The 25,047-nt window shown below is 69.5% G+C and carries 26 protein-coding genes, 1 tRNA gene and 1 pseudogene; 19 read left to right on the forward strand and 9 right to left on the reverse strand.

Features of this window, described 5'->3' with window-relative positions:
• Positions 1–62 precede the first annotated feature (62 nt).
• Positions 63–671, reverse strand: a complete 609-nt coding sequence (locus BLQ63_RS06465) for an SbtR family transcriptional regulator (protein WP_091031504.1) — start codon at positions 669–671, stop codon at positions 63–65.
• A 127-nt stretch (positions 672–798) separates the two neighbouring features.
• Here BLQ63_RS06465 and BLQ63_RS06470 point away from each other — a divergent pair, with 127 nt between their 5' ends.
• From BLQ63_RS06470 to thpD, 7 genes are all read left to right on the forward strand, one after another.
• Positions 799–1,713, forward strand: coding sequence for an NmrA family NAD(P)-binding protein (locus BLQ63_RS06470; RefSeq protein ID WP_091030521.1), 915 nt, complete (start codon positions 799–801; stop codon positions 1,711–1,713).
• An 84-nt stretch (positions 1,714–1,797) separates the two neighbouring features.
• Positions 1,798–2,382, forward strand: coding sequence for a hypothetical protein (locus BLQ63_RS29120; protein WP_245680871.1), 585 nt, complete (start codon positions 1,798–1,800; stop codon positions 2,380–2,382).
• Positions 2,379–3,323: a nucleoside triphosphate pyrophosphohydrolase gene (locus tag BLQ63_RS06480; protein ID WP_091030528.1), complete on the forward strand. Its 945-nt coding sequence runs from the start codon at positions 2,379–2,381 to the stop codon at positions 3,321–3,323. Before BLQ63_RS29120 ends, BLQ63_RS06480 begins: the two co-directional genes overlap by 4 nt.
• 184 nt (positions 3,324–3,507) lie before the next feature.
• Positions 3,508–4,161, forward strand: a complete 654-nt coding sequence (ectA, locus tag BLQ63_RS06485; protein ID WP_091030531.1) for a diaminobutyrate acetyltransferase — start codon at positions 3,508–3,510, stop codon at positions 4,159–4,161.
• Between the two features lie 144 nt (positions 4,162–4,305).
• Entirely contained in the window at positions 4,306–5,580 is a 1,275-nt protein-coding gene (ectB, locus tag BLQ63_RS06490) for a diaminobutyrate--2-oxoglutarate transaminase (RefSeq protein WP_091030534.1), read from the forward strand.
• A complete protein-coding gene (locus BLQ63_RS06495; protein ID WP_091030536.1) occupies positions 5,577–5,993 on the forward strand; it encodes an ectoine synthase in 417 nt (138 codons plus the stop codon). The genes ectB and BLQ63_RS06495 overlap by 4 nt, the downstream gene beginning before the upstream one ends.
• Before the next feature lie 111 nt (positions 5,994–6,104).
• The gene (thpD, locus tag BLQ63_RS06500; RefSeq protein WP_091030539.1) at positions 6,105–6,995 is read left to right on the forward strand and encodes an ectoine hydroxylase; all 891 of its coding nucleotides are present in this window, start codon (positions 6,105–6,107) and stop codon (positions 6,993–6,995) included.
• Positions 6,996–7,122: 127 nt separating this feature from the next.
• On the opposite strand, the gene BLQ63_RS06505 is transcribed toward thpD, so the two are convergent.
• The 3 genes from BLQ63_RS06505 to BLQ63_RS06515 form a co-directional block, all read right to left on the reverse strand.
• Positions 7,123–8,556 (reverse strand): hypothetical protein, encoded by a 1,434-nt coding sequence (locus tag BLQ63_RS06505; protein ID WP_091030543.1) that lies wholly within the window; start codon positions 8,554–8,556, stop codon positions 7,123–7,125.
• A 20-nt stretch (positions 8,557–8,576) separates the two neighbouring features.
• Positions 8,577–9,089: a SigE family RNA polymerase sigma factor gene (locus tag BLQ63_RS06510; RefSeq protein ID WP_091030545.1), complete on the reverse strand. Its 513-nt coding sequence runs from the start codon at positions 9,087–9,089 to the stop codon at positions 8,577–8,579.
• A gap of 284 nt (positions 9,090–9,373) precedes the next feature.
• Positions 9,374–9,691, reverse strand: coding sequence for a PadR family transcriptional regulator (locus BLQ63_RS06515; RefSeq protein WP_091030549.1), 318 nt, complete (start codon positions 9,689–9,691; stop codon positions 9,374–9,376).
• A 394-nt stretch (positions 9,692–10,085) separates the two neighbouring features.
• Here BLQ63_RS06515 and BLQ63_RS06520 point away from each other — a divergent pair.
• Positions 10,086–10,160 (forward strand) — tRNA-Gln (locus BLQ63_RS06520).
• 184 nt (positions 10,161–10,344) lie between these two features.
• Positions 10,345–10,569 carry a hypothetical protein gene (locus tag BLQ63_RS06525; protein ID WP_091030551.1) on the forward strand — a complete coding sequence of 75 codons (225 nt, stop codon included), beginning with the start codon at positions 10,345–10,347 and terminating at the stop codon, positions 10,567–10,569.
• Here BLQ63_RS06525 and BLQ63_RS06530 read toward each other — a convergent pair.
• Together BLQ63_RS06530 and BLQ63_RS06535 are read right to left on the reverse strand one after the other, a co-directional pair.
• Positions 10,541–10,942 (reverse strand): recombinase zinc beta ribbon domain-containing protein, encoded by a 402-nt coding sequence (locus BLQ63_RS06530; RefSeq protein WP_091030554.1) that lies wholly within the window; start codon positions 10,940–10,942, stop codon positions 10,541–10,543. The two genes, BLQ63_RS06525 and BLQ63_RS06530, sit on opposite strands and share 29 nt — an antisense overlap.
• A gap of 278 nt (positions 10,943–11,220) precedes the next feature.
• Positions 11,221–12,383, reverse strand: a protein-coding gene (locus tag BLQ63_RS06535) for an IS3 family transposase (protein ID WP_091030557.1) whose coding sequence is annotated in 2 segments (ribosomal slippage) — positions 11,221–12,125 and positions 12,125–12,383 — 1,164 coding nt in all. Because the reading frame shifts where the segments join, the coding sequence is not laid out codon by codon here.
• Positions 12,384–12,932: 549 nt separating this feature from the next.
• On the opposite strand from BLQ63_RS06535, the gene BLQ63_RS06540 reads away from it, so the two are divergent.
• From BLQ63_RS06540 to BLQ63_RS06570, 9 genes and pseudogenes are all read left to right on the forward strand, one after another.
• Positions 12,933–14,096: an ice-binding family protein gene (locus tag BLQ63_RS06540; protein ID WP_091030561.1), complete on the forward strand. Its 1,164-nt coding sequence runs from the start codon at positions 12,933–12,935 to the stop codon at positions 14,094–14,096.
• A 477-nt stretch (positions 14,097–14,573) separates the two neighbouring features.
• Positions 14,574–14,738: a hypothetical protein gene (locus BLQ63_RS28300; RefSeq protein WP_177154811.1), complete on the forward strand. Its 165-nt coding sequence runs from the start codon at positions 14,574–14,576 to the stop codon at positions 14,736–14,738.
• Positions 14,735–15,925, forward strand: a complete 1,191-nt coding sequence (locus BLQ63_RS06545) for a YcaO-like family protein (protein ID WP_091030566.1) — start codon at positions 14,735–14,737, stop codon at positions 15,923–15,925. The genes BLQ63_RS28300 and BLQ63_RS06545 overlap by 4 nt, the downstream gene beginning before the upstream one ends.
• A 7-nt stretch (positions 15,926–15,932) precedes the next feature.
• Positions 15,933–17,327 carry a TfuA-like protein gene (locus tag BLQ63_RS06550; RefSeq protein ID WP_091030569.1) on the forward strand — a complete coding sequence of 465 codons (1,395 nt, stop codon included), beginning with the start codon at positions 15,933–15,935 and terminating at the stop codon, positions 17,325–17,327.
• Positions 17,328–17,570: 243 nt separating this feature from the next.
• Positions 17,571–17,936, forward strand: coding sequence for an ArsR/SmtB family transcription factor (locus tag BLQ63_RS06555; RefSeq protein WP_091030573.1), 366 nt, complete (start codon positions 17,571–17,573; stop codon positions 17,934–17,936).
• Positions 17,933–18,400, forward strand: a pseudogene (locus BLQ63_RS29770) (SRPBCC family protein); the annotation flags it as partial. The gene BLQ63_RS06555 and the pseudogene BLQ63_RS29770, both read left to right, overlap by 4 nt.
• Complete coding sequence (locus BLQ63_RS29775) at positions 18,395–18,979, forward strand: maleylpyruvate isomerase family mycothiol-dependent enzyme (protein ID WP_342673919.1); 585 nt, start codon at positions 18,395–18,397, stop codon at positions 18,977–18,979. The pseudogene BLQ63_RS29770 and the gene BLQ63_RS29775, both read left to right, overlap by 6 nt.
• A gap of 157 nt (positions 18,980–19,136) precedes the next feature.
• Positions 19,137–20,591 carry a family 43 glycosylhydrolase gene (locus tag BLQ63_RS06565; RefSeq protein ID WP_091030582.1) on the forward strand — a complete coding sequence of 485 codons (1,455 nt, stop codon included), beginning with the start codon at positions 19,137–19,139 and terminating at the stop codon, positions 20,589–20,591.
• Positions 20,592–20,778: 187 nt separating this feature from the next.
• Positions 20,779–21,312: a hypothetical protein gene (locus BLQ63_RS06570; protein ID WP_091030585.1), complete on the forward strand. Its 534-nt coding sequence runs from the start codon at positions 20,779–20,781 to the stop codon at positions 21,310–21,312.
• Between the two features lie 2 nt (positions 21,313–21,314).
• On the opposite strand, the gene BLQ63_RS06575 is transcribed toward BLQ63_RS06570, so the two are convergent.
• A complete protein-coding gene (locus BLQ63_RS06575; RefSeq protein WP_091030589.1) occupies positions 21,315–22,574 on the reverse strand; it encodes an MFS transporter in 1,260 nt (419 codons plus the stop codon).
• Between the two features lie 43 nt (positions 22,575–22,617).
• Positions 22,618–23,064 carry a MarR family winged helix-turn-helix transcriptional regulator gene (locus tag BLQ63_RS06580; protein ID WP_091030592.1) on the reverse strand — a complete coding sequence of 149 codons (447 nt, stop codon included), beginning with the start codon at positions 23,062–23,064 and terminating at the stop codon, positions 22,618–22,620.
• 122 nt (positions 23,065–23,186) lie between these two features.
• Between BLQ63_RS06580 and BLQ63_RS06585 the strand changes: the two genes are divergently transcribed.
• Positions 23,187–23,822 (forward strand): hypothetical protein, encoded by a 636-nt coding sequence (locus tag BLQ63_RS06585; RefSeq protein ID WP_091030595.1) that lies wholly within the window; start codon positions 23,187–23,189, stop codon positions 23,820–23,822.
• Between the two features lie 18 nt (positions 23,823–23,840).
• On the opposite strand, the gene BLQ63_RS06590 is transcribed toward BLQ63_RS06585, so the two are convergent.
• The gene (locus tag BLQ63_RS06590) at positions 23,841–25,022 is read right to left on the reverse strand and encodes a homogentisate 1,2-dioxygenase (RefSeq protein ID WP_091030599.1); all 1,182 of its coding nucleotides are present in this window, start codon (positions 25,020–25,022) and stop codon (positions 23,841–23,843) included.
• Positions 25,023–25,047 lie beyond the last annotated feature (25 nt).

Genomic DNA, 25,047 nt, shown 5'->3' on the forward strand with positions numbered 1-25,047 from the left:
CATCACAGGGCCGGCCGATCCGGGTGGGGATCGGTCGGCCCGCCCCCTGTCCTCGACAAGACTCAACTCTGCGGGCTCAACCCCGCCACGGCCAGGCGGAACAGCCGGTCGGACTGGGCGGCCGGATCGGGGTCGTGCTCGGTGGCCAAGGCGATGCCGACGATCAGGCCCATCAGATCGGCGAAGGTGACGCCTTCCGCCACCGCGCCGTCGCGGATCGCGCGATGCAGCAGCGGGGCCGCCACCGCCTCCAGCTTTCGCGAGCAGCCGTCCATGGGATCCGCATCGCCCATGGTGCCTTCGGGCGCCAGCACGGCCGCCAGTCCCCGAGCGGAAGCCGAGTAGGCGACCACCTCGCCCAGCCAGCCCAGCAGGGCGCTGCGGCTGTCGATCGCGCCCGCCTCATCGCCCGTCAGATCGCGGGCCCGGTCGCACAGGGCCTCGATCCGGCTCTGCGACACCGCTTCCAGTAGGGCGCGGCGGGTGGGGAAGTGCCGGCGCACGGTCGCCGAACCGACTCCCGCGACGCGGGCGATCTGCTCCAGGGACGCGTCGGCGCCGTGCGCGGCGACCTCCTCCTCCGCCACGGCGAGGATGCGCGCGTAATTGCGCCGGGCGTCGGCGCGACGGCCGGCGGGCTGGCTCGCGTGGCGGCCGGTCGGCGGGCTCATGGGTTGGACGGGCTGGTCGGCAGGCATGCGACACCTCCGGTTTGCTAAATGGCGGGCCCCGCCGTATTGTAGCGTGAAGCTAAACGGCGGGGTCCGCCGTTTATGATCCGAGCAACCGAGGAGCAGCATGTCCGTCGATTCCGCACCCGTCCTGGTCACCGGAGCCACCGGCAAACAGGGCGGTGCCACCGCCCGGGCCCTGCTCGCGGCGGGCGTCCCCGTCCGCGCCCTGGTCCGCGACCCGACCACCGAGAACGCCAGGGCCGTCGAGGCGCTCGGCGCCGAACTCGCCACCGGCGACCTCCACGACCGCGAATCGGTGACCGAGGCCGCCAAGGGGGCCCGCGCGGTCTTCTCCGTGCAGATGCCCGCGTTCAGCGCCGACGGCATCGACTTCGACGGGGAGATCGCTCAGGGCGTCAACCTCATCGAAGGCGCGAAGGCCGCCGGAGTGGGGCAGTTCGTCCACACCTCCGTCACCGGCGCCGGCCAGCACACCGAGCACCCCCTCTGGGAGGAAGGCCGCTGGGCGGTCGAGGCCTCCTTCAACGCCAAGGCCGCGATCCAGGACCGCGTCCGCGACGCCGGCTTCCCGCACTGGACGCTCATCAAGCCGGGCTTCTTCATGGACAACTTCCTCCCGTCCATGGCGTACCTCTTCCCGCGCGGCATCGAAGGAGGGCTTGTGGGCATCCTGAAACCGTCGACCCATCTGTCCCTCACCGCGGTGCGCGACATCGGCGCCGCGGCCGCCGCCGCCTTCGCCGAGCCCGAGCGGTTCAACGGCGTCGAGCTGGAGATGGCCAGCGAGGACCTGTCCATGACCGAGATCGCCGAGGTCCTCTCCCGCGCGCTCGCCACCCCGATCGCGGCGCCGGACATGACCGTCCAGGAGGCGCTGGACGCCGGTATGCCGCCGATGGGGGCCTCCCTGGAATGGATGAACGCCGCCGGGCAGCCGGCCCGCCCGGAGTTCGCCAGGGCCTTCGGTATCCCGCTCACCGGCTTCGAAGAATGGGCACACGAGCACATGCGCCCCTGACCTGAGCGGCGCGGGGTAGGCGGATTGTGGAGGAATCCGGGCTGAGGCTAAGGTCACAGGGCAGTCGAGCGGAAGGGAAGTGCTGTGCGCACATTCAGAATCGCGGCCGTGGCCTCGGTCGGACTCCTCGCATTGGCGGGTTGCGGGACCGAGCAGGGCGCGGCCCTGTTCGTCGGGGACGAGCGGATCTCGGAGTCCACTGTCGACGGATACGTGGAGCTCGCCGAGGAGGCGAACACGGACCCCGAGATCGAAGCGGTCAACCTCGACCTCGCCCCCAACCGCGAGAGCGCGGTGCTGTGCGTCCTGTTCTCCGAACTCGGCCAGGCCATGGACCTGCCCGAGCCGGACACCGCCGCGGCCGTCGACGACTTCGACGCCGAATGCACCAGGGCCAGCGGCTACCTCGACGCGATCTCCGCCGACGTCGAGCCGCGCGAGCTCACCGAGGACGAACTGGCCCACATGGCCGACCTCGGCGCCCCGTTCGAGCAGCTGGCGCCCGAGGACCAGGCCGCGATGGAGGCCTACGCCGCGCTCAGCGACGCCCTGGCCGGATACTTCGAGGAGTACGACGTCCGGGTCAATCCGCGCTACGGCGTCGACGCCTTCCCCTTGCTCGCCGAAGGCGCCGAAGGCCTGTTCGAAGTGGAGATCCCGCAGCGTTGAGCACCATCACCTGGCTTCTGACCTCGCCCCGCATCCCCGCCGGACTCCTGACCGTCGAGGCCTGGGACGCGCTCCACGAGGCCGAGGCCGTCGCCGCGTTCCACGAGAGCCCCACGGTCGAAGCGATCCGCGACGCCGGGATCGACGTCGACCTGGTCGAGGACGCCGCCGACTTCCTTGAGGAGGGCGGCGTCTGGATCGTCGGCGAGGACGGCGACGAAGAGCTGCGCGAAGCGCTGGCCGAATACGTCGCGGGCGGCGAGATCGAACTCGAGATCATCTACGGCTCTTGGGATCCGCCCGGCGCCCGGCTGCTCGACCTCGTGGAGGCCGTCGCGCGCCTGCACGCCGAGGACGGCTGCCCCTGGCACCGCGAGCAGACCCACGCCAGCCTCGGCACCTACCTGCTGGAGGAGTCCTACGAGGTCCTCGACGCCATCGCGGGCGAGGACCCCGACGAGCTCCGCGAGGAACTGGGGGACCTGCTCTTCCAGCCGCTCCTGCACGCCTCGCTCGCCGAGGACTTCGACATCGACGACGTCGCCGGCGACCTGGTCGAGAAGATCATCCGCCGCCACCCGCACGTGTGGGGCGACGCCGATCCCGAGGACCTCTACGAGAACTGGAACGAGGCCAAGGCCGCCGAGAAGCCCGAGCGGGACCACCCGGCCGACGGCATCTCGCGCCAGCTCCCGTCGCTCGCGCTGGCGGCCAAGGTGATCGAGCGCTTCAACGACGCCGGCGAGCCGCTGGAGGTGCCCGAGCTGCCCGAAGGGCTCAAGCTCGAGCCCGACCAGGTCGGGGAGTTCCTGTTCGCGGCCGTGGCCGCCGCCCGGGCCGCCGGGGTCGATCCCGAGCTGGCATTGCGCCGGACCGTGACCGAGCGCGCCGGCATCGAGCGCATCGACATCCAGGAGCACGACGAGGTCGAGCCGGACTAACCATCCCAAACCCCCACCCTCCCGGGGAAAGGTAGTGCCCATCCTTCCGCGGGGGTACGACAAGAACGGTGGTCCCCACCGTTCTTGTCGCCCGATCGTGTGCGGTGGACATCCGCGTTAAGAACTTAACAATATTGTCCTTCTGGCCTTAACAATGGCCGCGATCCTTGCTACGGTCGAGCGCATGCCAACCGGAGACGCAAGTGCCGTGGGCCCGCGAGGGCCGAGCACCCAGGTCCGAGGAGCGGACGACCCCGCCGAGGGGGCGTTCGACCTGCGCATTCCGACCTCCGCCGACGGTCCGCTCATGTGGGAGCTGGCCCGGGACGCGGGCGGCCTCGACGTCAACAGCAGGTATGCCTACCTGCTGTGGTGCCGCGATTTCGCGGACTCCAGCGTCGTGGCCGGGTCGGAGGGCCGACTGGCAGGCTTCATCACCGGTTACCGGCGCCCGGACTCGCCCGACACGCTGTTCGTGTGGCAGGTCGCGGTGGGCCCGGACTTCCGCCGCCGGGGACTGGCATCGCGCATGCTCGACCACCTGGCCGGGTCCGCGCGTCCAAGCGGGGTCCGCTTCGTCGAAGCGACCGTGACCCCTGACAACAAAGCGTCGCTGCACCTGTTCGAGTCGTTCGCGAGAGCGAACGGCGCGGACTTGACGCGCGACGTGCTGTTCTCCGAGCACGAGCTCGGCTCCGATCACGGACCTGAAGTGCTGCAAAGGATCGGACCGCTCCCAGAGCGATCCGACCCTGGCTCGCGTCCGTTCTCCGGGTCCTTCGAACCGCTCACGTCCGGCCTGGCAGGGCCGGACGGCCGCGGTCCGGCACCGGACTGAGCCCCGCCCTACCCGGGCATCGGCGAACGGACCGCTCCGCGGCCCGCAAGCTTCGCCGAGGCCGGCCCGGGTAAGCGCCCGGAGACCGCCCTGCGCGGCACCGGGAAGCGGAGAACCGCTCATCAGGCCGACCAGAAGAGAACTATGCAGGTTTTCGAACAGGTCGAATCACAAGTCCGCTCATATTGCCGCAACTGGCCCACGGTGTTCACCACCGCGAAGGGCAGCCGCATCGACGACGAGCAGGGAAGGTCGTACCTCGACTTCTTCGCCGGTGCGGGCTCGCTCAACTACGGCCACAACCATCCGGCGATCAAGGAGGCCCTCCTGGCCTACCTCGCCGAGGACAACGTCGTCCACACGCTCGACACCTACTCCAGCGCCAAGCGCCGGTTCCTGGAGACGTTCCGCGACCTCGTGCTCGCACCCAGGAACCTCGACTACAAGGTGCAGTTTCCCGGGCCCGCCGGGAACAACGCCGTCGAGGCCGCGCTCAAGCTCGCCCGCAAGTACACCGGCCGCGAGACCGTCGTGTCGTTCACGAACGGGTTCCACGGCATGACCCTGGGGGCCCTCGCGGTCACCGGGAACTCGATGAAGCGCGGCGGGGCGGGCGTCCCGCTCAACAACGCCGCGACGATGCCCTACGACAACTACCTCGACGGGCGCACGCCCGACTTCCTGTGGCTGCGCAGCATCCTCGAAGACCCAGGCTCCGGGCTCGACCTGCCCGCCGCGGTCATCGTGGAGACCGTGCAGGGCGAGGGCGGCATCAACGTCGCCAGCGACGAGTGGCTGCGCGGGCTCGAGGCGGTGTGCCGCGAGCACGACATGCTGTTCATCGTCGACGACATCCAGATGGGCTGCGGCCGCACCGGGCCGTTCTTCTCCTTCGAGCGCGCCGGGATCACACCCGACATCGTGACGCTCTCGAAGTCCCTGTCCGGCATGGGCCTGCCGTTCGCGCTGACCCTCATGAAGCCGCACCTGGACGTGTGGGAGCCCGGAGAGCACAACGGCACGTTCCGCGGGTTCGCCCCCGCGTTCGTGACCGCGACCGCCGCGCTGGAGACGTTCTGGCGCACCGACTCCTTCACCGCCGACGTGGACGCGAGCGCGACCTGGCTCGACGGGGAGCTGCGCGACATCGCCGACTCCCACCCGGAGCTGGCGATCGCCACGAGGGGCCGCGGACTCGCGCGCGGGCTGGTCTTCGAGCGGCCCGAGCACGCCGGCCAGGTCTGCAAGGAGGCCTTCGCGAACGGCCTGCTCATGGAGACCTCCGGCGCCGAGGACGAGGTCGTCAAGTTCCTGCCGCCGCTCACCACGACCATGGCGGAGTTCGAAGAGGGCGCCGGCATCGTGCGCGAGGCCGTCGCCACGGTCGCCAAGACCGCCGCAGAGGAGGCCTCAGCATGATCGTCCGCAGGCTCGAAGACCTTATCGGGACCGACGCCGACGTCGAAGGCGGCGACCGGGACCAGGCGGAGGGCACCTGGCGTTCGCGGCGCCTGCTGCTGGCGCGCGACGGCGTCGGGTTCTCCCTCCACGACACCGTGCTGTTCGCGGGGACCTCCACGACCATGCACTACGCCAACCACATCGAGGCCGTCTACGTCATCGAGGGGTCCGCGAAACTGCGCGACCTCGAATCCGGCGAGGTGCACGCCCTCGCGCCGGGCACGATGTACGTCCTCAACGGCAACGAGCGGCACACGCTCGACGTCGACCGGGACCTGCGCGTCGTGTGCGTGTTCAACCCGCCGGTCACCGGCCGGGAGATCCACGACGCGGACGGCGTCTACCCGCTCCTGACCGAGGACGGCGCCTGACCGCGTCCCGCCCAGTCCATCCCGCAACCGACCGAGACGAGTTCCACCCGAGACGACGCACATCCGACGAGAGCGCCGCTTCGCCGGCGGCGCAGTGAGGAGCGAATCACCATGTCGTCACCGATCGACCTCTACCCGACCCGCCGCTTCAAGGAGCCGCGCCTGGTCTACCGCACCGACGACCCGGCCGTCTGGGGCGGCCCGGGCGACGGGCCCCTGACCGCCACGCAGCTCGACCGGCACGAACTGGACGGCTTCACCGCCGTGCCGCAGCTGCTGGAGCCGACCGAGCTCGCGGACGCCCAGGCCGAACTCGACCGGGTCATGCAGGACCCGGCCCTCGACGGCGACGAGCGCGTGATCCGCGAGCGGACCACCGACGAAGTCCGCTCGGTCTTCGACGTCCACAAGCTGTCGCCGTTCTTCGCCGCGCTCGTGCGCGACGAGCGGATCGCCGGCGTCGCCCGCCAGATCCTGGGCTCGGACGTGTACATCCACCAGAGCCGGATCAACTACAAGCCCGGCTTCGGAGGCGCGCCCTTCGAGTGGCACTCGGACTTCGAGACGTGGCACGCCGAGGACGGCATGCCGCGGATGCGGGCCGTCAGCCTCTCCTTGGCGCTGACCGAGAACTACCACTTCAACGGCTCGCTGATGATCATGCCCGGCTCGCACCAGACGTTCGTCTCGTGCGTGGGCGAGACGCCCGAGGACAACCACAAGGCCTCACTCGTGAAGCAGGAGATCGGCACCCCCGACCACGGGTCGCTGCGCCTCCTCGCCGACAAGCACGGCATCCACCAGTTCACCGGCAAGGCCGGGTCGGCGATCTGGTTCGACTGCAACTGCATGCACGGCTCGAACGGGAACATCTCGCCGTTCCCGCGCTCGAACCTGTTCATCGTGTTCAACAGCGTCGAGAACGCGCTCACGGACCCGTTCGCCGCGGAGAAGCACAGGCCCGAGTACCTGGGCTCGCGCGACTGGCAGGTCCTGAAGTAGACGGCTCCCAGAGGGTGTCCTGAGAACCCCCTGGGACCCCCGCGGACGGGGGAGAGGCGCGGGCCCGCAGTGCGGACCCGCGCCTCTCGGTGTTCCCGGGGATCAGCCTTGGGACGACCAGGGGCTCCTAGTTCTCCGGGACCGTCGGCTCCTCTTCCTCGTCGTACACCGGCGCGGGCATGGCCCGGAGGACGTCGCCGAGGAAGTCGGTTTCGACCGGGGCGTCCTCCTCCTGGTGGACCGTGATGCTGACCGCCCAGCCGTCGGGATCGAAACGGGTGACCTGGACCTGGCCGTCGGTGGCGTCACGGGCCGCTTCGAAGGTCCAGACGGTGCCGTCGTCGTCGGTCGTCTCCGAGCAGGTGAAGCCCTCCAGGCAGTGCACCGGGTTCGGGCCGCGCTCACCCTCCTCGGCGATGCCGGGCACCCAGCCACCCGGCAGGTAGTAGTTCAGGTCGAACGAGAGGTCGCGCACTTCGTCGGGCGTCTCGTACACCATCAAGCCCGAGCCGTGATAGGTCCGGACGGCGGTCGCGCCGCGGTTGACCATGCCGACCTGGATCGCGCTGGGTTCGTTGACGCCTCCTTGGAACTCCGACTGCTCCAATGCGGCCGACGCGGACGCGATGGAGGACTCGGCGCTGGCCAGCGCCTCGTCGGACTGCTCCCACTCGGGGTCGAAGAGCCAGCCGGTCGGCACCTCGAGGAGCTCGTCCACCGGCGTGAGACCGCCCGTGTCGTAGTCCACTTCGGGCATCGCGGTGACGGCCGCGGTGAAGTCCTCCAGCGACACCTCGTACTCCGGCTCGCCCTTCCAGCAGCCGATGTCCCAGGTCGCGCGCAGGCCGCTGCCGTTCGGGTAGACCACGGCGATCTCGTAGGCGCACTCGTGGTCGACGGTGATGAGCCTGCGGCCGTCGTCGAGTTCGGTGGTCACCAGCTCGTCGGTCCAGTCGGCGTCCGTGTACCACGGGTCGCCGCTGGCGCTGATGAGGTGCTGCGGGAACAGCTGCTGGGTGAACGGGCCCGGTTCGGCGGTCCAGCCGCCGGGGAGCATGGCCTCCAGCCGGAGCACCTGGTCCTCCCCGTCGAAGACGCTGCTCGTGTAGCTGCGCAGCCAGGTCTGGCCGTAGTTGCCGGGGCGCTGCGACGAGGCGAACCCCAGCGGGTCCGTGAGCGTCACGCCCGCGTCCTCCAACAGCGTGCTGAACGACTCGACCGCGGCGTCGCGCAGGATCTCGCGCTCGTCCTCGGAGCCGAGCTGATCGCCTGGGGCATAGGGATATCCGGACATCGCGAACTCCTCGGCCGCGCTCTCCCCGGACTGCTCGGCGGGGTCGACCGGATCGGCGAAGCCGTCCGGGAAACCCGCGACCGACAAGGCGAGGACGGCGGCTACGGCGGCGACGCCGGTGGTCGCGGCCGCGCCGAGGACGGCGCGGTGGCGGCGGCGGGCGAGGTAGCCGTCCTGGACGATCCGGTCGAGGTCGAACGGGGCATCGGGGGGCGTGGCCTCGGGCATGGCCTGGCGGAACACCGCCCGCGGGTCGTCGTGATTCATGTGACTTCGTTTCCTTTCCGCTAGACCCGTACCAGGACGGCCGAATCGGTGAGGAGCTCCTTGAGCTTGCGCAGCCCTTTCGCGGACTGGCTCTTCACGGTTCCGGTCGAGCAGTTCATGGCCATCGCGGTCTCGTCGACTGACAGTTGCTCCCAATACCGGAGAACGAGCGTCGCGCGCTGCCTCGGTGGAAGCCGGTCCAGCAGCGCGATCAGCTCGAGCCGGACGTCGACCTCCTCCTGGGGGCGTTCGAGGCGCTGCACCGGCAGCTCGGAGTGGGCGCGCTCGCGGCGCACCCAGCTCAAGCGCCGGTGCGAGATGTAGACGTTGGTGACGATCTTGCGGACGTACGCCGAAGCGCCGCCCGGCTCGACGCGCTTCCACGCGGCGAACATCTTCGTCAGCGCCTTCTGCACGATGTCGTCGGCTTCATACCAGTCCCCGCACAGCAGATACGCGTATCGGCGCAGGCTTTCGCGCTGGGCTATGGCGAAGGATCGGAACTCGGCCTCTTGCTGCTCCTCGGCGTTCACTGGGCCTCTTTCAGGTGACGGGTAGGGGCCGGGCGCGCCTCGGTGGTGGATGAGGCGGAGCCCTGCATGCTGACTACGCCGCCGCCCGGCCCGGGGTTGCCCGGTCGGCCGGGAATTCCCCTCACGCCGCGACCGGGCTCGCCGAACTCCGAGGCCGCCTTGACGAGCGCCGCGTCCCGGCGCAGCCCCGCGTCTCGCGTTCGGCGACCGCCCGTCGCCGAACTCGGCGAGCAGGCGCCTGGGGCCGCGCAGGGGCGCGGCCACCGAGGCCGGGTAGTCCTCGCTCACGCGTCCAGGACGGCGGTCATCACCTCGCGCAGCGCGAGCCAGTCCGCGCGGCCCTTCGCGAGCGCGGCGAGGCCGTCGTCGGTGATCGCGTAGACGCGGCGGCGACGGCCGCCGGACTGGGTCCACTTTCCGACGGCGTAGCCGTTGCGCTCCAGCCGGCGCAGCGCCGGGTAGACCGTGCCGCTGGGCAGGTCGAGCTGCTCGCCGCTCGATTCCTTGAGCGCGGCGATGATCGCGTAGCCATGGGCCTCTTCGCGTTTGAGCGTCGCGAGGATGAGGGTGTCGAGCTGGCCGTGAATGCCGTCAGCGTCCATGGGCCCAGCCTACGCCCTCGATAAGTAGACGGACTTTATATGTATATCACCTACATATAGTCTGCCTACATGATCGGACACCTGCATCTCATCTCACTCCTCGTGCTCGTCCTCGCGGGCGTGCTCTTCCCGCCCGGTCGCATCACCCGCACGGTCCCAATCGCGCGGCGCGGACCTCGTGATCCCGGCCGCATTCACGGCTCTGGCCCTGATCCACCTCCGGACCGGCCTGAAACGGCGCGCCTGAAGAAGCCCTGGCGACGGCCTGGACCCGAAGATCTCGCGCCTCTGTGCGCGTTGTCCGGGTCACAGGAACCCGTTTGTAGGGGCGTGGGCGCGTCCGGTACAGTTACATCCCGTTGGAGCCGCGAGGTTCAAAGCGGCAGCACGCCATTGGGGTATGGTGTAATTGGCAACACGGCTGATTCTGGTTCAGTTGTTCTTGGTTCGAGTCCAGGTACCCCAGCCAAAAGAGTCTTATCAAAACAAGCAGGCCCGCTGAGCGGGCCTTTTGTTTTGCCCCGGGTGACTTCCGCGCGACTCCGAGTCGCCGCGACCAAAGGTTCCAGCAGCTCCGCGACCTGGTTATCAATAACCTTGGGCACGCGCTCCCCGTCCTCGACAGTGACGAAGAGGCGCCCGAAGAACCCGATGTGAACCCCTCGGTGGTGCGCCTCTGGAAGCACGTCCAGGAACCGCTGCGGATCTTCCAACAACTCCAGCAGGAGGCCGACCGCTCGCCGGGCTGTATCAAGTCCCGAGCTTCCGACCCGCTCAAGGCGCTCGGCGACCCGAGCAAGCTGATCCCGAAGCTCCCGAACCCGCTCGTTCAGCCGAGCGTGCGGCCAATCAAGCGGGTGCACTCCACGGCCAGCTGAGATCGAACGTCCGCAGCCTGCTGTAGTGCGCTTGCACTTCAGCCTCCATCATCGCGACCGGTACGCGTTCGCTTCGGCAGGTCTTGTCGGCCCGGCCACTGCAAACGAAGTACGTGTACTTGATCCCGCGACCGTTCGTCACCGTGTCGAGGTAGAACCGCGTCTGGCAACGCCCGCACCAGAGCACGCCCTTCAACGGGTGGTCGTATACCCGCTTGCGAATCCCACCGTTGCTCTGCCGCAACACATCCTGCACCCGATCGAACAGCTCCTGACTCACCAGCGGCTCATGCCGTCCCCGGTGCTCCACGTCCTTGAACGTGACCCGCCCCAGGTAGTAGCGATTCCGCAGGATCGTGCCGATCGTGTACATCGGGATCCTCCGGCCACCAGATCACCGACATAGCTGTCCTCGGTGTAGTCCATGATCGAGACGGGCTGGACTCCGAGCTTCTTGATGTCCCGCCGAGTGCGACAACGTCGAGCGACGCGAAATATCCGACTCCGGAGCACGGAACCGCTTCCTCACCGACCGCCTCGCCGCCGACCGTCCCTATTACCAGGGCAAGCACCGCTGCCACGGCACGAACCTCCAAGCGGTCTCTGAGGTGTAGCAAGGATGTTGGACGTGGATCTCGTAACGGTTGGGTTTCAGGCGGCGCGAGTGAAGTACTCGGCCAGGGTTTCGGCGGGTGTCTTGTAGCCGAGGGTCGAATGTAGGCGTTGGCGGTTGTAGAACACTTCGATGTAGTCGGCGACTGCCAACCTGGCTTCGGCTCGAGTGGCGAAGGACCGCTGGTGGTAGCACTCGTTCTTCAAACTCGCGAAGAACGACTCGGCGGCGGCGTTGTCCCAGCACACGCCGGTGCGGCCCATGGAGCGGTCGACGCCGTTGCTCGAGCACCAGGCCGCGAACGCCGCCGAGGTGTACTGGGTGCCCCTGTCGGAGTGGAACACCGCGCCTTCCTCGAGATAGCCGGCCGCTGTCGCGGCGGACAGGGCCTCGATGATCAGGCTGGTGCGCATGTGATCGGCCGTCTGCCAGCCGATGACCATGCGCGTGTGCAGGTCGATGACGGTCGCCAGATACAGCCAGCCTTTCCCGGTCTTGAGATAGGTGATGTCCCCGACCGCTGCGCGTCCAGGGGCTTCGGCGGCGAAGTCCCGCTCGAGACGGTCGGGCACCTCCTCGGCGACTTCGCCGGGCACGGTGGTCTTCTTCCAGGCCCTGGGTTGGACCGCTTCGAGGCCAAGCTCGCGCATAACGTCGGCGACCAGCCCCACCGAGCAGGGGATGCCTTCACGGTTGAGCTGCGCGCAGACCCTGCGACACCCATAGGTTTTCCTCGAATCGGCGAAGACCCGCTCGATCTGACCGGCCAATTCGCGGCGTCGGGCCTCGGTCGGGGTCTCGGCCTTGTTCTTCCAGTGGTAGAAGGTCGACCGGGCCACCCCGAGCAGCCGGCACATCCAGGTGATCTCGTAGTTGGCCTTCTCCGCTTCGACGAGGGCGCAGCGCTCGGCTACTCCTGCATCCTCGCGAAGAAGGCCGCGGCTTTTTTCAGGAACTCGTTCTCCATGCGCAGCTGCGCGACCTCGGCCTCCAGCTCGGAGATACGGGCTCGATCCACCGGTGATTCCTCAGGTGATGTCTCGGGGTGTTCGTCTTTCCAGGCATTCACCCAGTTGCCCAGCGTGGTCGGGTTGATCCCGAGATCGCGAGCGACCTCGGCAACGGTTCGACTGGTCTGGACGACCATCTGCACAGCCTCGGCCTTGTACTGCGGGCTGAACTTCCGGCGTTTCGCGGGCATGGACACGATCCTCTCAGATCAGAATCCGTGTCCAACATCCTTGATACACCTCACTCCGACCCGGACGGGCACCTGTTGTAGGTCTCGGGAGCGATCCGCGGCTCGATCCACGATGCGAAGGGGCCCGCATCGGGCCACCTCGATCGCCCGAGCCGTCGCCACCTTCAACCACCAAGAGTCCCAACCAGGTTGACAAAGGCTCAGTCATACTCACTACAACGCCCATCGCGAATCTCGGATAGGGCACTTTGGAGTCCGGCGACCGGTACCGCAGAAGCGCCTCCACCTGAGTGGAACCGCTGTAGACGTTGAGGGTCCAGCACTTTGGTCGATCTTCCAGCGCGTCGGCGGGCGGTGCCGAACGGCTCTCACTACATCACCGAACTGAGGACTGATGGAGATTAGTCGAATATCGGCGTCCTCATGCGAACCGTGTAAGAGATGCACCAGAATGAGAACGTGTTTGGTCGCATCTTCCGACATGGAACGCCGCCGAATTCAGCACCCGCATTAACCGAACACTCTGCTTTGCGGCCGAAGGAGTTGTCAATGACGGCAAGACTACGGGACCTGCGGTTGCGAATGCTCGCGCTGATGATCGCCATACCGACAGCCGTAGGCAGTGTTGCCGTCTTGATGATGTGGTATCCGACCAGTGCCTATGCGCAAAGTGCCCCGGTCGGACTGGGGACGGCCGCCAACTTCGCGGTACTTGCCGGCTCGACCGTCACCAACACTGGGGACACCGTCGTAGGGCAGGATCTCGGAGTCCACCCCGGCACCGCGGTCACGGGCTTTCCACCTGGCGAGGTCTTGGGCGAGATTCATGAGGCGGACGCGGTAGCCCAACAGGCGAAGACGGACCTCACCACCGCGTACAACGACGCTGCCGGACGCACTCCCTTCACCGCACTCGACGTTGAACTGGGTGGTGAAACCCTGGGACCCGGCGTCTACCGGATCACTGCGGCGCAACTGACGGGTCAGCTGACACTCGACCTTCAGGAGGACCCGGATGCCGTCTTCATCTTCCAGATCGATTCGACGCTCATCACCGCTTCGAACAGCAGTGTCATCTTCATCAACGGCGCTTCACCATGCAACGTCTACTGGAAAGTGGGCAGCTCGGCGACGCTCGGGACCGGCACGGATTTCCTCGGCAACATCATGGCCTCCGAATCGGTCACGATGAACACAGGTGCCACTTTGGAGGGGCGCGCCCTCGCGCAGACCGGTGCGGTAACTCTTGACACCAACACCATTACAGAACCGGAATGCGCGCCGGACGCGCCGCCAACCTCTGATGGCCCGACATCGGACGGTCCGACGACGGACGGTCCGACGACGGACGGTCCGACGACGGACGGTCCGACGACGGACGGTCCGACGACGGACGGTCCGACGACGGACGGTCCGACGACGGACGGTCCGACGACGGACGGTCCGACAACGGATGGTCCCACGACGGATGGTCCGACAACGGACGGCCCATCGACTGACGGTCCGACGACCGACAGGCCGACCGGTGACGACTCGACCTCGAATGGTCCAACCTTGAAGGCGAAAACGTCTTCTGACGATTTCATGTCGTGGGTAGGGCTGCCCATCACCGGCAGCGGAGCATGGGTGACCATACTCACCGCCGGCCTCGCGCTCATCGCGGCAGGTGGACTGCTCGCCTTCCTCGCTTGGCGCCGGGCTCGACAGAGTTGATTCACGCAGTCGGTCCGCCCCCCCGGGGGCGGACCGACTGCGTCGGTGAGCACGGATTGCCCGCGTGGACCGGTCGCCGTAATCGCTACTGCCGTGAAGCCCGCACCCGCGCTGAGTCTGCTGGACGGCGGCGAACCCGTAGGACTCCACGACATCCGTCGATAACGGAGGGTCGGGAATCCTTGAGTCGCAGGCGGCTTCCGAGCAGCCTTCCGGCGGTGAGCCAGCGGCTGGATCAGGTTCATGGTGGGGCGCTCTGATTCGCGTTCACCGCGATCCCCAATCGATGGCAGACGTTCTGTCAGCGAGCGTTCATCGAATCGACGGCCCCATTTGCGTTCTGAACGGTCCCAGTCGGCCATGACACCATCGGCTCAACCTTCGGCCGCTTCCTGGTGCCGCGCAAGGCGTTTCGGTAGATTCTGGACACACACGGGCTCGCCCCGGCGGGGCCGACCGATGACAGGAGCTGGGTACATGGGTTTCATTCTTCCCTCCGATGAGAAGCTTCGCGCCGAACTCGAAGCGAGCGCGGCCGAGAGCCGCGACGCCAAGGCCACCCACATGGAGGGCAGCGGCAACGTCTACTTCAAGTTCACCCAGACCGTGGGCGTCGACCCCGCCGACGTGCACGGCGAGTGACCGAGGTCTTGCAGCGCCGGGCCGCCGCCGATCAGGTCGGCGGCGGCCCGGCGCCGGACGGGGCCTCCTCCAAGGCGTGCTGGGCGGGCACCCACCGGGCGCTGACCCCCGAGCAGACCCTGCGCCGGATCGAGCCGCTGTTCCCGGCCCTCGGCATCACCCGCCTGGCCGACGTGACCTGGCTCGACGAGATCGGCATCCCGGTCTACCAGGCCGTGCGGCCGGACTCGTGGTCGCTGTCGGTGAGCCAGGGCAAGGGGCTGACGGACGACCTCGCGAAGATCTCCGCGGCCATGGAGTCGATCGAGACCTGGCACGCCGAGCATGCGGCACCGGGCGAGACGGTCGCCACCGTGGCCGACATGGAGCGCACGTGCGGCTACCGCGTCCGCGACCTGTCGCTGGAGCCGCGCCACTACCTGCGGCCGGGCCTGAACCTGCGATGGACCCGGGCGAAACGGCTCGACGGCGGCGAAGACGCCTTCCTGCCCAGCAGCCTTCTATCGCTCGACGGTCGCGTCCGTCCGACATGGACGCCGCCGCTGTTCGTGGCCGACACCAACGGCCTCGCCAGCGGCAACACCTTCGACGAAGCGGCCCTGCACGGACTGTACGAGGTCATCGAACGGGACGCCCTGACCCGAGCCGAGACCGCCGCGCCAAGCTTCCTCGATCTGGACACTGTGGACGGATCGGCGGCCGGAGTCCGCGACCAGCTGCGGGCGGCCGACGTCGACGTGCGCGTCGAGGCCCTGCCGTCCCCGACCGGCCTCGCCTGCTTCCGAGCCACGATCTGGAGCGAGATGTTCCCGGTGCTCTTCGTCGGCGCCGGAGCGCACCTCGACCGGGACGTCGCGCTGTGCCGGGCCCTGACCGAGGCGGCCCAGTCCCGCGTCACCGAGATCGCGGCCACCCGCGACGACCTCACCGCGGGCGCCTACCGGCGCGCCCTCGCCGGACGCTCCCCGAAACCGGCGCCGCCGCAGGCGACCGGCATGGTCGGGTACGACGCGGTCCCCTCCGTCAGCAACGCGAGCCTCGCCGAGGACCTCCGCGCCGTCGTGGCCGGGGTGCTGGCCGTGACCGGCCGGTCCCCGCTCGCCGCCGACCACACCGTGGACGAGGTCGGCATCCCGGTCGTGCGGGTGGTCTGCCCCGGCCTGCTGTTCGATTCGACGATCCTGTGAGAAGCCGATGACCCGCTACCTCTTCGCCGGCCCGAGCCTGCCCGACGCCGCCGCGCTCGCCGGAGACGACATCGTCGTGCGCCCGCCGGTGGCGGCCGGCGACCTGCTCCGGCTCGGGGCGCGCCCCGGCGACGTAGTAGCCATCGCCGACGGGTACTTCCACCAGATCCGCGCGGTGCGGCACAAGGAGATCCTCGACCTGCTCGACGCGGGCGTGACGGTCCTGGGCGCCGCCAGCATGGGCGCGCTGCGCGCCGCCGAACTCGACGTCTACGGCATGCGCGGCGTGGGCCGGATCTACCGCGCGTACCAGCGGGGCGAGCTGACCGCCGACGACGAGGTGGCGCTGCTGCACGGGCCAGCGGACGAGGGTTACCCGGCCGGCTCGGAACCCCTGGTCAACATCCGGGCGACCCTGGACCTGTGCGTGCGCGAAGGCCTCCTCGACGCGGCCGCCGCGAGCGGATTCGTCACCGCGCTCGCCCGGCGCCCGTACCGGCTGCGCACCTACCCGGACGTGCTCCACCTGGCCCGCGCGGCGAACATGCCCGACGCCGACCGCGAACGGCTGCGGGAGCTGTTCGCGACCCGGGCCGTCAACCGCAAACGCGAGGACGCGCTGCGACTCCTCGGCGTGCTGCGAAGGCTCGGCGACGCCCGGCCGGACGCCGCCCGGACGATCACGAAGCGGGAGCCCACGGGCTTCCTGCACCGCTGGCGGCTGGGCGCGCGCTCCATCGACACCGCCGACGGACCGGTCGCCGAGATGAGCGTCCTGCGCGCCTGCCAGCTCTTCGCGGCCGACTACCCGTCCTTCCAGCGGGAGCTGGTCTTCGGCGCGCTGGCCCGCGAATGCGCCGAGGCCTGCGGCCCGGTCGCGACCAGCCCTATCGATGCGGCCCTGGCGCACTCGCAGCACCGCGGCGTCGTCCCCGACCTCGGCGCACTCGAGCCGGGGGACCTGGACTTCCTCGACCCGTGGCTCACTCCGGCAGAGCGGACCGCGAGTCCGGTGCGCGACCGCGTCGCCGCGTTCCTGGTCCGCAGCTTCAACATCGCGCCCGGCATCCCCGCGGACGGCCTGGCGCTCGACGGGCTCCGATCCCGGCCGGCGGTCTCGGACGCGGCGCGGATCGTCAACGCCGCCGCGCAGATGAACGAGCAGGTGCGGCGGCGCCAGGACGACTTCGACATCCACTCGCTGTCGGCGGACCGCATCCTGGCGTACCTGGCCGAGCGGTGGGACGCCGAACCGCGGGACCTCGAGGCGCACGCGCAGGACCGGGGCATGGCGACCCTGGACGTCGTGGTCGCGGCCGCACGGCCGTACTACCTCCTCGCCAAGTACAACCCCGGCCTGGTCGACCTGCGCATGGAAGCGCCGCGCGCCGTCCCGGCCTGAAGGCCCCGCGCCGATTCCGCGATGACAGCGGACCGTCCCGATCGCTACGCTCGGTTCCTTCAACGGCACCATCGCCAGCCGGCTCCCCGCCTGGATCAAGTCCGGCAAGAACCGCGACGACCTCCTTCGGGCCCTGGCGAAGCTCCGGGTGCGGCTGGACTGACGCATTTATTCAACCCATCGGTTGACAACGATCGTGCCCCGATCTACCTTTGTATTCAACCAATCAGTTGAGGACGAATCGTGGGCGACAGTACGCAGCAGCTCGACCGGGCGTTCGCGGCGCTCGCGGACCCGACCAGGCGCGGCCTCGTGGCCCGGCTGGCCGTCTCGGACGCGACCGTGAGCGAACTGGCCGAACCGTACGACGTGAGCTTCCAGGCGATCTCCAAGCACGTGAAGGTGCTCCAGGACGCCGGACTGGTGACCCGCAGCAGGGACGCCCAGCGCCGTCCGGTCCACCTGAACGCGGAGGCGCTCGACTCGATGACGGCGTGGATCGAGCGGTACCGCCGGGAGGCCGAAGACCGTTACCGCCGCCTCGACGCCCTCCTGGACCGCATGACCGACGACGACCAGCCGCCGACCCAGACGAAGGACGAATCATGAGCAGGCACGAGACCGCGATCACCGCCGACGCGAAGGTCCCGACGATCGAGATCGTCCGCGAGTTCGACGCGCCGCCCGAACGGGTGTTCCGCGCCCACGTCGACCCCGACCTCTACGCCCAGTGGGTCGGACCGCGCTCGGCGACCACGAGGATCACCCGGTGGGAGGCCCGCACGGGCGGCGAATGGGCCTTCGCCAGCGACCGCGACGGCGAGCAGATCGCCGCGTTCTTCGGCAGCTTCCACGAAGTGCGCCCGAACGAGCGGATCGTGTGGACCTTCACCTACGAGGGCGATCCCGACAACGTCGCCTTGGAGACGCTGTCCCTCGAAGCGCTCGAGGGCGGGCGCACGCGGCTGCGGGCGCTGAGCGTGGTGCGGGACTTCGCGACCCGCGACGGCATCCTGGCCAGCGGCATGGACGTCGGGGTCGGCGAGGGCTTCGAGAAACTCGACGAGCTGCTCGAAGCGCAGTCCGAAGTCACGGACGACGCGTCCGGCCGCCACGCCCGCGACGCGGCCCGCTTCACCGCGCTGGTCGAGTCCGCCGCGCCCGGCGACTGGGCGCGCCCCAGCCCGGTCGCGGAGTGGACGGCCCTGGACGTCGTCAAGCACCTGATCGAATGGTCCCGCGGTTTCCTCCAGGGGGCGGGGGTCGACTTGGTGGCCTTGGACGTCGAGGCCGACCCGGCCTCGGCCTGGAGGCGGCACGTCGCCGACATCCAGGCCGTCGTCGACCACCCCGACGGGCGGGTGCTCAGCAATCCCCACACCGGCGACAAGCCCGTCGACGAGGCGATCGACCAGGTGTACACGCCCGACGTCTGGATGCACTCCTGGGACCTCGCCAAGGCGCTCGGCCGCGAGCCGGACCTGGGGCAGGAGCGCTGCCGGGCCGCTCTGGCGGCCATCGAGCCGATGGAGCGGATCCTGCGCGACAGCGGGCAGTTCGGCGCCGCGGTGCCCGTCGCGGACGACGCCGACCCGCAGGACAAGCTGGCCGCGTTCATCGGCCGCGACCCCGCCTGGAAGCCCGAGCGCTGACGGGCGGGTCGCTTCCCGCCTGCGGAGAAACCGCTTAAATATTCGTATCGATGGATGTATTGATCCGGGGTGCGAGTGCTGTTACCGTGAACATTGCCTGGTGGCCACCATGCTCATCGGCGCTGTTCGCAGCGCTCCACCCTCACAAGGAGCAGCCATGCAGTCGATCGTTTCCGTACGGCGAATACTGGGGCTCGCAGTCGCCCTGGTGCTCGTGCTGTCCATGCAGGCCTTCATCGGAGCCGGGCGCGCCGAGGCCGCGCCCGGGCCCTCGTTCACCAACCCGGTGGTGGACGTCCCCAACAGCGCCGACCCGACCCTGGTCTACCACGCCGGGTTCTACTACTACGTCGCCACGACCTGGTCCTCCCAGGTCGTCATGCGCAAGTCGCCGACCATCGCCGGGCTGCGGGCCGCGCCCGAGCAGGTCGTGGTCAGCACCGGCGGCAGCACGATGTGGGCGCCCCACCTGGAGATGATCGACGGCCGCTGGTACCTGTACTACTCGGTCGAGCAGGGCAGTGCCGCGCGCCGCACCCACGTCGCCCAGAGCGCCGGCTCGGATCCGATGGGCCCCTACACGGTCCGGGGCATCCTCGACCTGATGCCCAACCAGGGTTGGGCGATCGACGCCGCACCGCTGCGCCTCAACGGGAACCTGTACATGACGTTCTCGGCGTTCGCCGGGGACGGACTCCAGTCGCTCTACATCGCACCGATGACGAACCCGTGGACCGCCGGCGCGCACGGCACCCGCATCTCGGCGCCGACGTTGTCGTGGGAGACCCAGAACGGGGCCGTCAACGAGGGCTCGTTCGCGCTCCAGCGCAACGGCCGCACGTTCCTCACCTACTCCGCCAGCCACTGCAACGGCCCGAACTACAAGATCGGGATGCTCGAGTACACCGGCGCCAACCCGCTCCAGATGAGCTCCTGGACCAAGGCCGCCAACCCGCTGTTCCAACGCAGCGACGCCAACGGCGTGTACGGGCCGGGCCACCACTCGTTCTTCACCTCCCCGGACGGCACCGAGACCTGGATCGCATACCACGCCAACGACTCCGCCTCCGACGGCTGCGGCACCACCCGCACCACGCGGGTGCAGCGGATCTCCTGGAACGCGAACGGCACCCCGAACCTCGGCGTCCCGGTCGCGACCACCACCGTCCTCGCCGGACCCTCCGGCGAACCGAACCTCGCCCCCGTCGCCATCCGCAACCGCCACAGCGGCCTCTGCCTCGACGACTACGAGTTCGGCACCCAGCCGGGCGCGGAAGTGCGGCAGTGGACGTGCAACAGCGAGACCGTCCAGGACTGGTACCTCACCGACCTCGGCAACGGCTACTTCGCGATCAGCAACCTCTACAGCGGCCTGTGCCTCGACGACTACGAGTTCGGCACCCAGCCGGGGGCCGAAGTGCGGCAGTGGACCTGCAACAACCAGAACGTCCAGCAGTGGCGGATCACGGACGCCGGAGGCGGCTACTCGACCATCGTCAACCGCCACAGCGGCCTGTGCCTCGACAACTACAACTTCGGCACGCAACCCGGCGCGGAGATCAGGCAGTGGACCTGCCTGAACAACGCCGCGCAGCAGTGGACCCTCGCCTGACCCGCCGGGGCCCGGCGCGTGCCGGGCCCCGGCCCGAACCCGCGGCGGACGCAGGGAACGAACCCGAAGGCGTCCACCGGAAGGCCGCCGCGGCCTGAACCCGCCGCATCCGGCGGCGGCGAGCGGGAACCGGGCACCGGCGGGCGGCGTCTCACCGGTGACCGTCCCCCGCTCACTGGAGTCTTCGATGCGCCGTCTCCTCGCCGCCGGTGCGGCCTCCCTGTTCTCGCTCCTCATCGTCCTCGGCAGCCCCGGATCGGCCTGCGCGTGCAGCTGCGTCGAACTGTCCGACGATGAGGCCTTCGACGCGGCCGACGCCGTGTTCACCGGGACGCTGACCGCCGCCGACAGCGCGTTCGGCGGCGAAGTGATCCTCGAATTCGAGGTGGACGAGGTCTACAAGGGAGGTATCGCCGAGTTCCAGGGCGTCCTGACCTCCGATGCCGAGGCGTCGTGCGGCTGGTCGCCGCCGGTCGGCGAGGCGTACCTCGTGTACGCGCACCTCGACGGCGGCGAACTGTACGCGGGCCTGTGCGGCGGCTCCCGCGAACTCGAGGACACGCCCCCGGCGCTCGGCGTGGAAGGCGCCGCGCCCGTGCTCGGCGAGGCGGGCCCGTCCGACAATGCCCACTGGCTGTACGGCCTCGGCGCCGCCGCCCTGCTCGCGTCCACCGGCGCCGCCTGGTGGCTGCTGCGCCGCCGCCAGCTCAGGCGGGTCTGACTTCAGACCTCGTCGCCCACCGTGATCAGCTGGGCCTCCTGCTCGACGGTCCCGCGCGGGCGCCCCAGGTGGGCGAGCGTTCCCTTTCCCAAGGCCAGCACCAGGATCGACACGAGCAGGGCGCCGAAGCCGAACCAGTACGGCGCGCCCTCGCCCATCGCCTCGGCGATGCCGCCGGAGACCGCCGGGGCCACCGCGCCGCCGAGGAACCGCACCCCCGAGTAGGTGGACGAGGCCACGCCCCGCGGCAGGTCGGTCGCCTCCATCACGGTCTCGGTGAGGGCCGTGTTCAGCACGCCCAGGAACAGGCCCGCGGCGATCACCATGACGATGAGCACCGGCGCCGAGGCCACCCCGACGGCCATCGTCGCGAGACTCAAGGCCAGGAGCGCGAACATCGAATGGAGGACCGGGAGCAGGCCGAACCTGCGGGTCAGGACCGGTGCGACGAACACCGAGGTGACGGCGAGGGCGGTGCCCCACCCGAAGAAGATCAGGCCCAGCTCGTGCGCGCCGAAGTCCATCCCGGAGGCGGCCGCGGCGGCCTCGATCGGATAGGGAGAGTAGGCGAGCAGCGTGAAGAACCCGTAGTTGTAGAACAGCGCCGTCAGCGCGAGCGTCAGCAGCGCCGGGTCGCGCAAAGCCGTGAGCCCGGCCGTGAACCTGACCGGCGCCGGCTTCGGGACGGGCCCGCGCAGCAGGACCGCGACCGCGGCCAGGCCCACGGCCATCAGTGCGGCGGTGCCGAAGAACGGCCCGCGCCACGACACCTCGCCGAGCGCGCCGCCCAGCAGCGGGCCGACGGCCATGCCGATGCCCAGCGCCGCCTCGTACAGGACGACCGCCTGGCGGCTGCCGCCGCTGGCCGCGCCGACGATCGCGGCGAGCGCGGTCGAGATGAACAGGGCGTTCCCCAGGCCCCAGCCAGCGCGGAACCCGATGATCTGGCCGACGGTGTCCGAGGCGCCCGCGAGCGCCGCGAAGACGACGATGAGCGTCAGGCCCGCGAGCAGGGTGCGCTTGACGCCGAGGCGGCTGGAGATGAAGCCGCTGAAGAACATCGCGACGGCGGTGATGAGCAGGTAGCTGGTGAACAGCAGCATCGTCTGCGAGGGCGACGCCCTCAAGTCCTCGCTGATGGCCGGGAGGATCGGGTCGACGAGGCCGATCCCCATGAAGGAGACGGCGCACGCGAACGCGATCGCCCACACGGCGGTGGGCTGGCGCAGGATTGACGGTCGGGTGGGCTCGCCTTCGGTCATGGCGTGTTCGTCCTCGGTTCGTGTCTGCGGTGCGGGTCCCCGGCTATCGGTCGTTCAGCCGGTCGGCGAGCTGCTGGAGCAGGGCGGCGGCGCGGCCCAGGACGGCGAGGTCGTCCTCGCCGAGCGCTTCGAGCGCGGGCCGCACCCCGGCGGCCGCGCGCATCCGGAAGGCCTCGAGTTCGGCCCCTCCGGCGTCGGTGATCCGCACGATCGCGGCGCGCGCGTCCGCGGGGTCGGCGGCGCGGGCGACGAGGCCGTCCTCTTCGAGGCGGTTGACGGTGGCGGTCATCGCGGGCTGCGAGATGGTCTCGCGCCGGGCGAGCTCGCCGACCCTGAGGTCGCCCTCCTGCTGGAGGTTCGCGAGCACGCGGAGCGCGATGAGCGAACGCTGCTCGCCCGCCCTGCGCGAGGCGGTGCGCGCGAACCGGCTGCCCTGGGAGATGAGCCGGACGGCCAACTGGTCGACGCCCTCGGGGCTCTGCGAAATCATAGGGAAAGTATATACACGGTCTATGTAAATCGGCGAGTTCGTGTGGCGCCGCCTCGGTAGCTTCGACCCATGCCCCGCTTCGATCCCGCGGCCCCGCGCGCCCCTCGCCTCCCGGACGTCCGATGACGCGGCTGCCGGGCGCGGACTGGTGGATCGAGCTGGGCCTGCTCCCGCTCGCGTTCGCGTCCGTGGGCGCGGCGCTGTGGCACAGTGCCTTCGCGGCCGAACCCGGCGGCGACTACGGGACGCTCGCGATCGTCCTCGGCGCGGTGTGGGGCGTCGTCTTCCTCGCGCTCGACCGGCGCCGCTTCCGGCACCGAGCCGCGCCGCTCCTGCTCGCGGCCCCCGCGCTGGCGGTCGTCATCGCGTGGTTCGCGGTCGCCGACGTCGCGATGGACTCCCGCGGCGTCGTCGAGGAGTGCCCCGCCACCCCGGTGTCCACCTACGAGGTCGACCGCGCGCGCGGCGGGTCCCATTGGGAGACCGAATACTCCCTCGACTGCGACCGGGGAGAGGCCAGGGTGGCGCTCGTCGTCTCCGGGCCCGCACCGGCGGAGGAGTCCGGAGACGACGAGTCGCGCGTCCACCTGGTCGAGGTCGAATACGACCCGCGCGGCCTCATCGACCCGAACACCGACGACTACGTGACCGGGAGCCGCCAGAACCCCGCGGTGTCGCTCTGGTTCGCGGGGATCGCCGCCGCCGCCGGGATCGGCCTGCGCCTGGCGGCCGCGCGTTCCCGAGCCGACAGGCACTGACGGCCGCTCGAGCGCCCGCTAGGCCGGGTCGCGGTTCCACGTCCAGGCGTAGTTCGTGTCCTCCACGTCCAGCGCCGGTTCGCACAGCTCCAGGGGCCGGAACGTGTCGACCATGACGGCCAGTTCGTCGAAGAACTCGGCGCCGATCGAGCGTTCGGGCGCGCCCGGCTGCGGGCCGTGCGTGAAGCCCGACGGGTGCAGCGAGATCGAGCCCTGCTCGATCCCCGAGCCCCGGCGCGCCTCGTAGTTCCCGCCGCAGTAGAACATCACCTCGTCGGAGTCGACGTTGTGGTGGTTGTACGGCACCGGGATCGCGTCCGGGTGGTAGTCCACCTTGCGCGGCACGAAGTTGCAGATGACGAAGTTCGGGCCCTGGAAGACTTGGTGCGCGGGCGGCGGCTGGTGGATGCGGCCGGTGATCGGCTCGAAGTCGTGGATCGAGAACACCCACGGGTACAGGCACCCGTCCCAACCGACCACGTCGAACGGGTGGTTCGCGTACGTGAACTTCGTCCACAGCGTCGCCGACCCGCGGCCGCGGTGCTGTACGTACACGTCCACGTTCTCGCCCTCGACCTGGAGCGGCGCCTCCGGGCTGCGCAGGTCGCGCTCGCAGTACGGCGAGTGCTCCAGGAACTGGCCGCGCACCGACAGGTAGCGCTTCGCCGGCGTGATGTGCCCGGTCGACTCGACCACGAGGGTCCGCAGCGGCTCGTCGCCGGTGGGGACGATGCGGTAGATGGTCGACATCGGCATGATGAGGTAGTCGCCCGAACCGATGCCGATCGCGCCGAAGGAGGTCTCGACCTCGGCGGTGCCGGACTCGACGTAGATGCACTCGTCGCCGATCGCGTTGCGGTACAGCGGCGAAGGACGGTCGGCCACCGCGTACGAAATACGGCAGTCCCCGTTGGACAACAAGTGGTTCCGGCCGAGGATCGCGTCGCCCGCCCCGTCGAGCTTGTGGGTGCGGAAGTGGCGCGGCTTGAGCGGGTGGTTCGGCGCCGGCTCGGCCCGCTCGGGCCGGTGCTCGGCGGCGGAGCTGATCGCCGTGGGCCGGTAGCGGTGGTAGAGCAGCGAGGAGTCCGAGGAGAAGCCCTCCTGGCCCATCAGCTCCTCGTGGTAGAGGCTCCCGTCGTCCTGGCGGAACTGCGTGTGTCGCTTGTCGGGGATCTGCCCGACCGAACGGTAGAACGGCACGTCGACTCCTTCGTCGGTTCGCGCG

It is taken from the genome of Glycomyces harbinensis (assembly GCF_900101745.1).
GTDB classification, from domain to species: Bacteria; Actinomycetota; Actinomycetes; order Mycobacteriales; family Micromonosporaceae; genus Glycomyces; species Glycomyces harbinensis.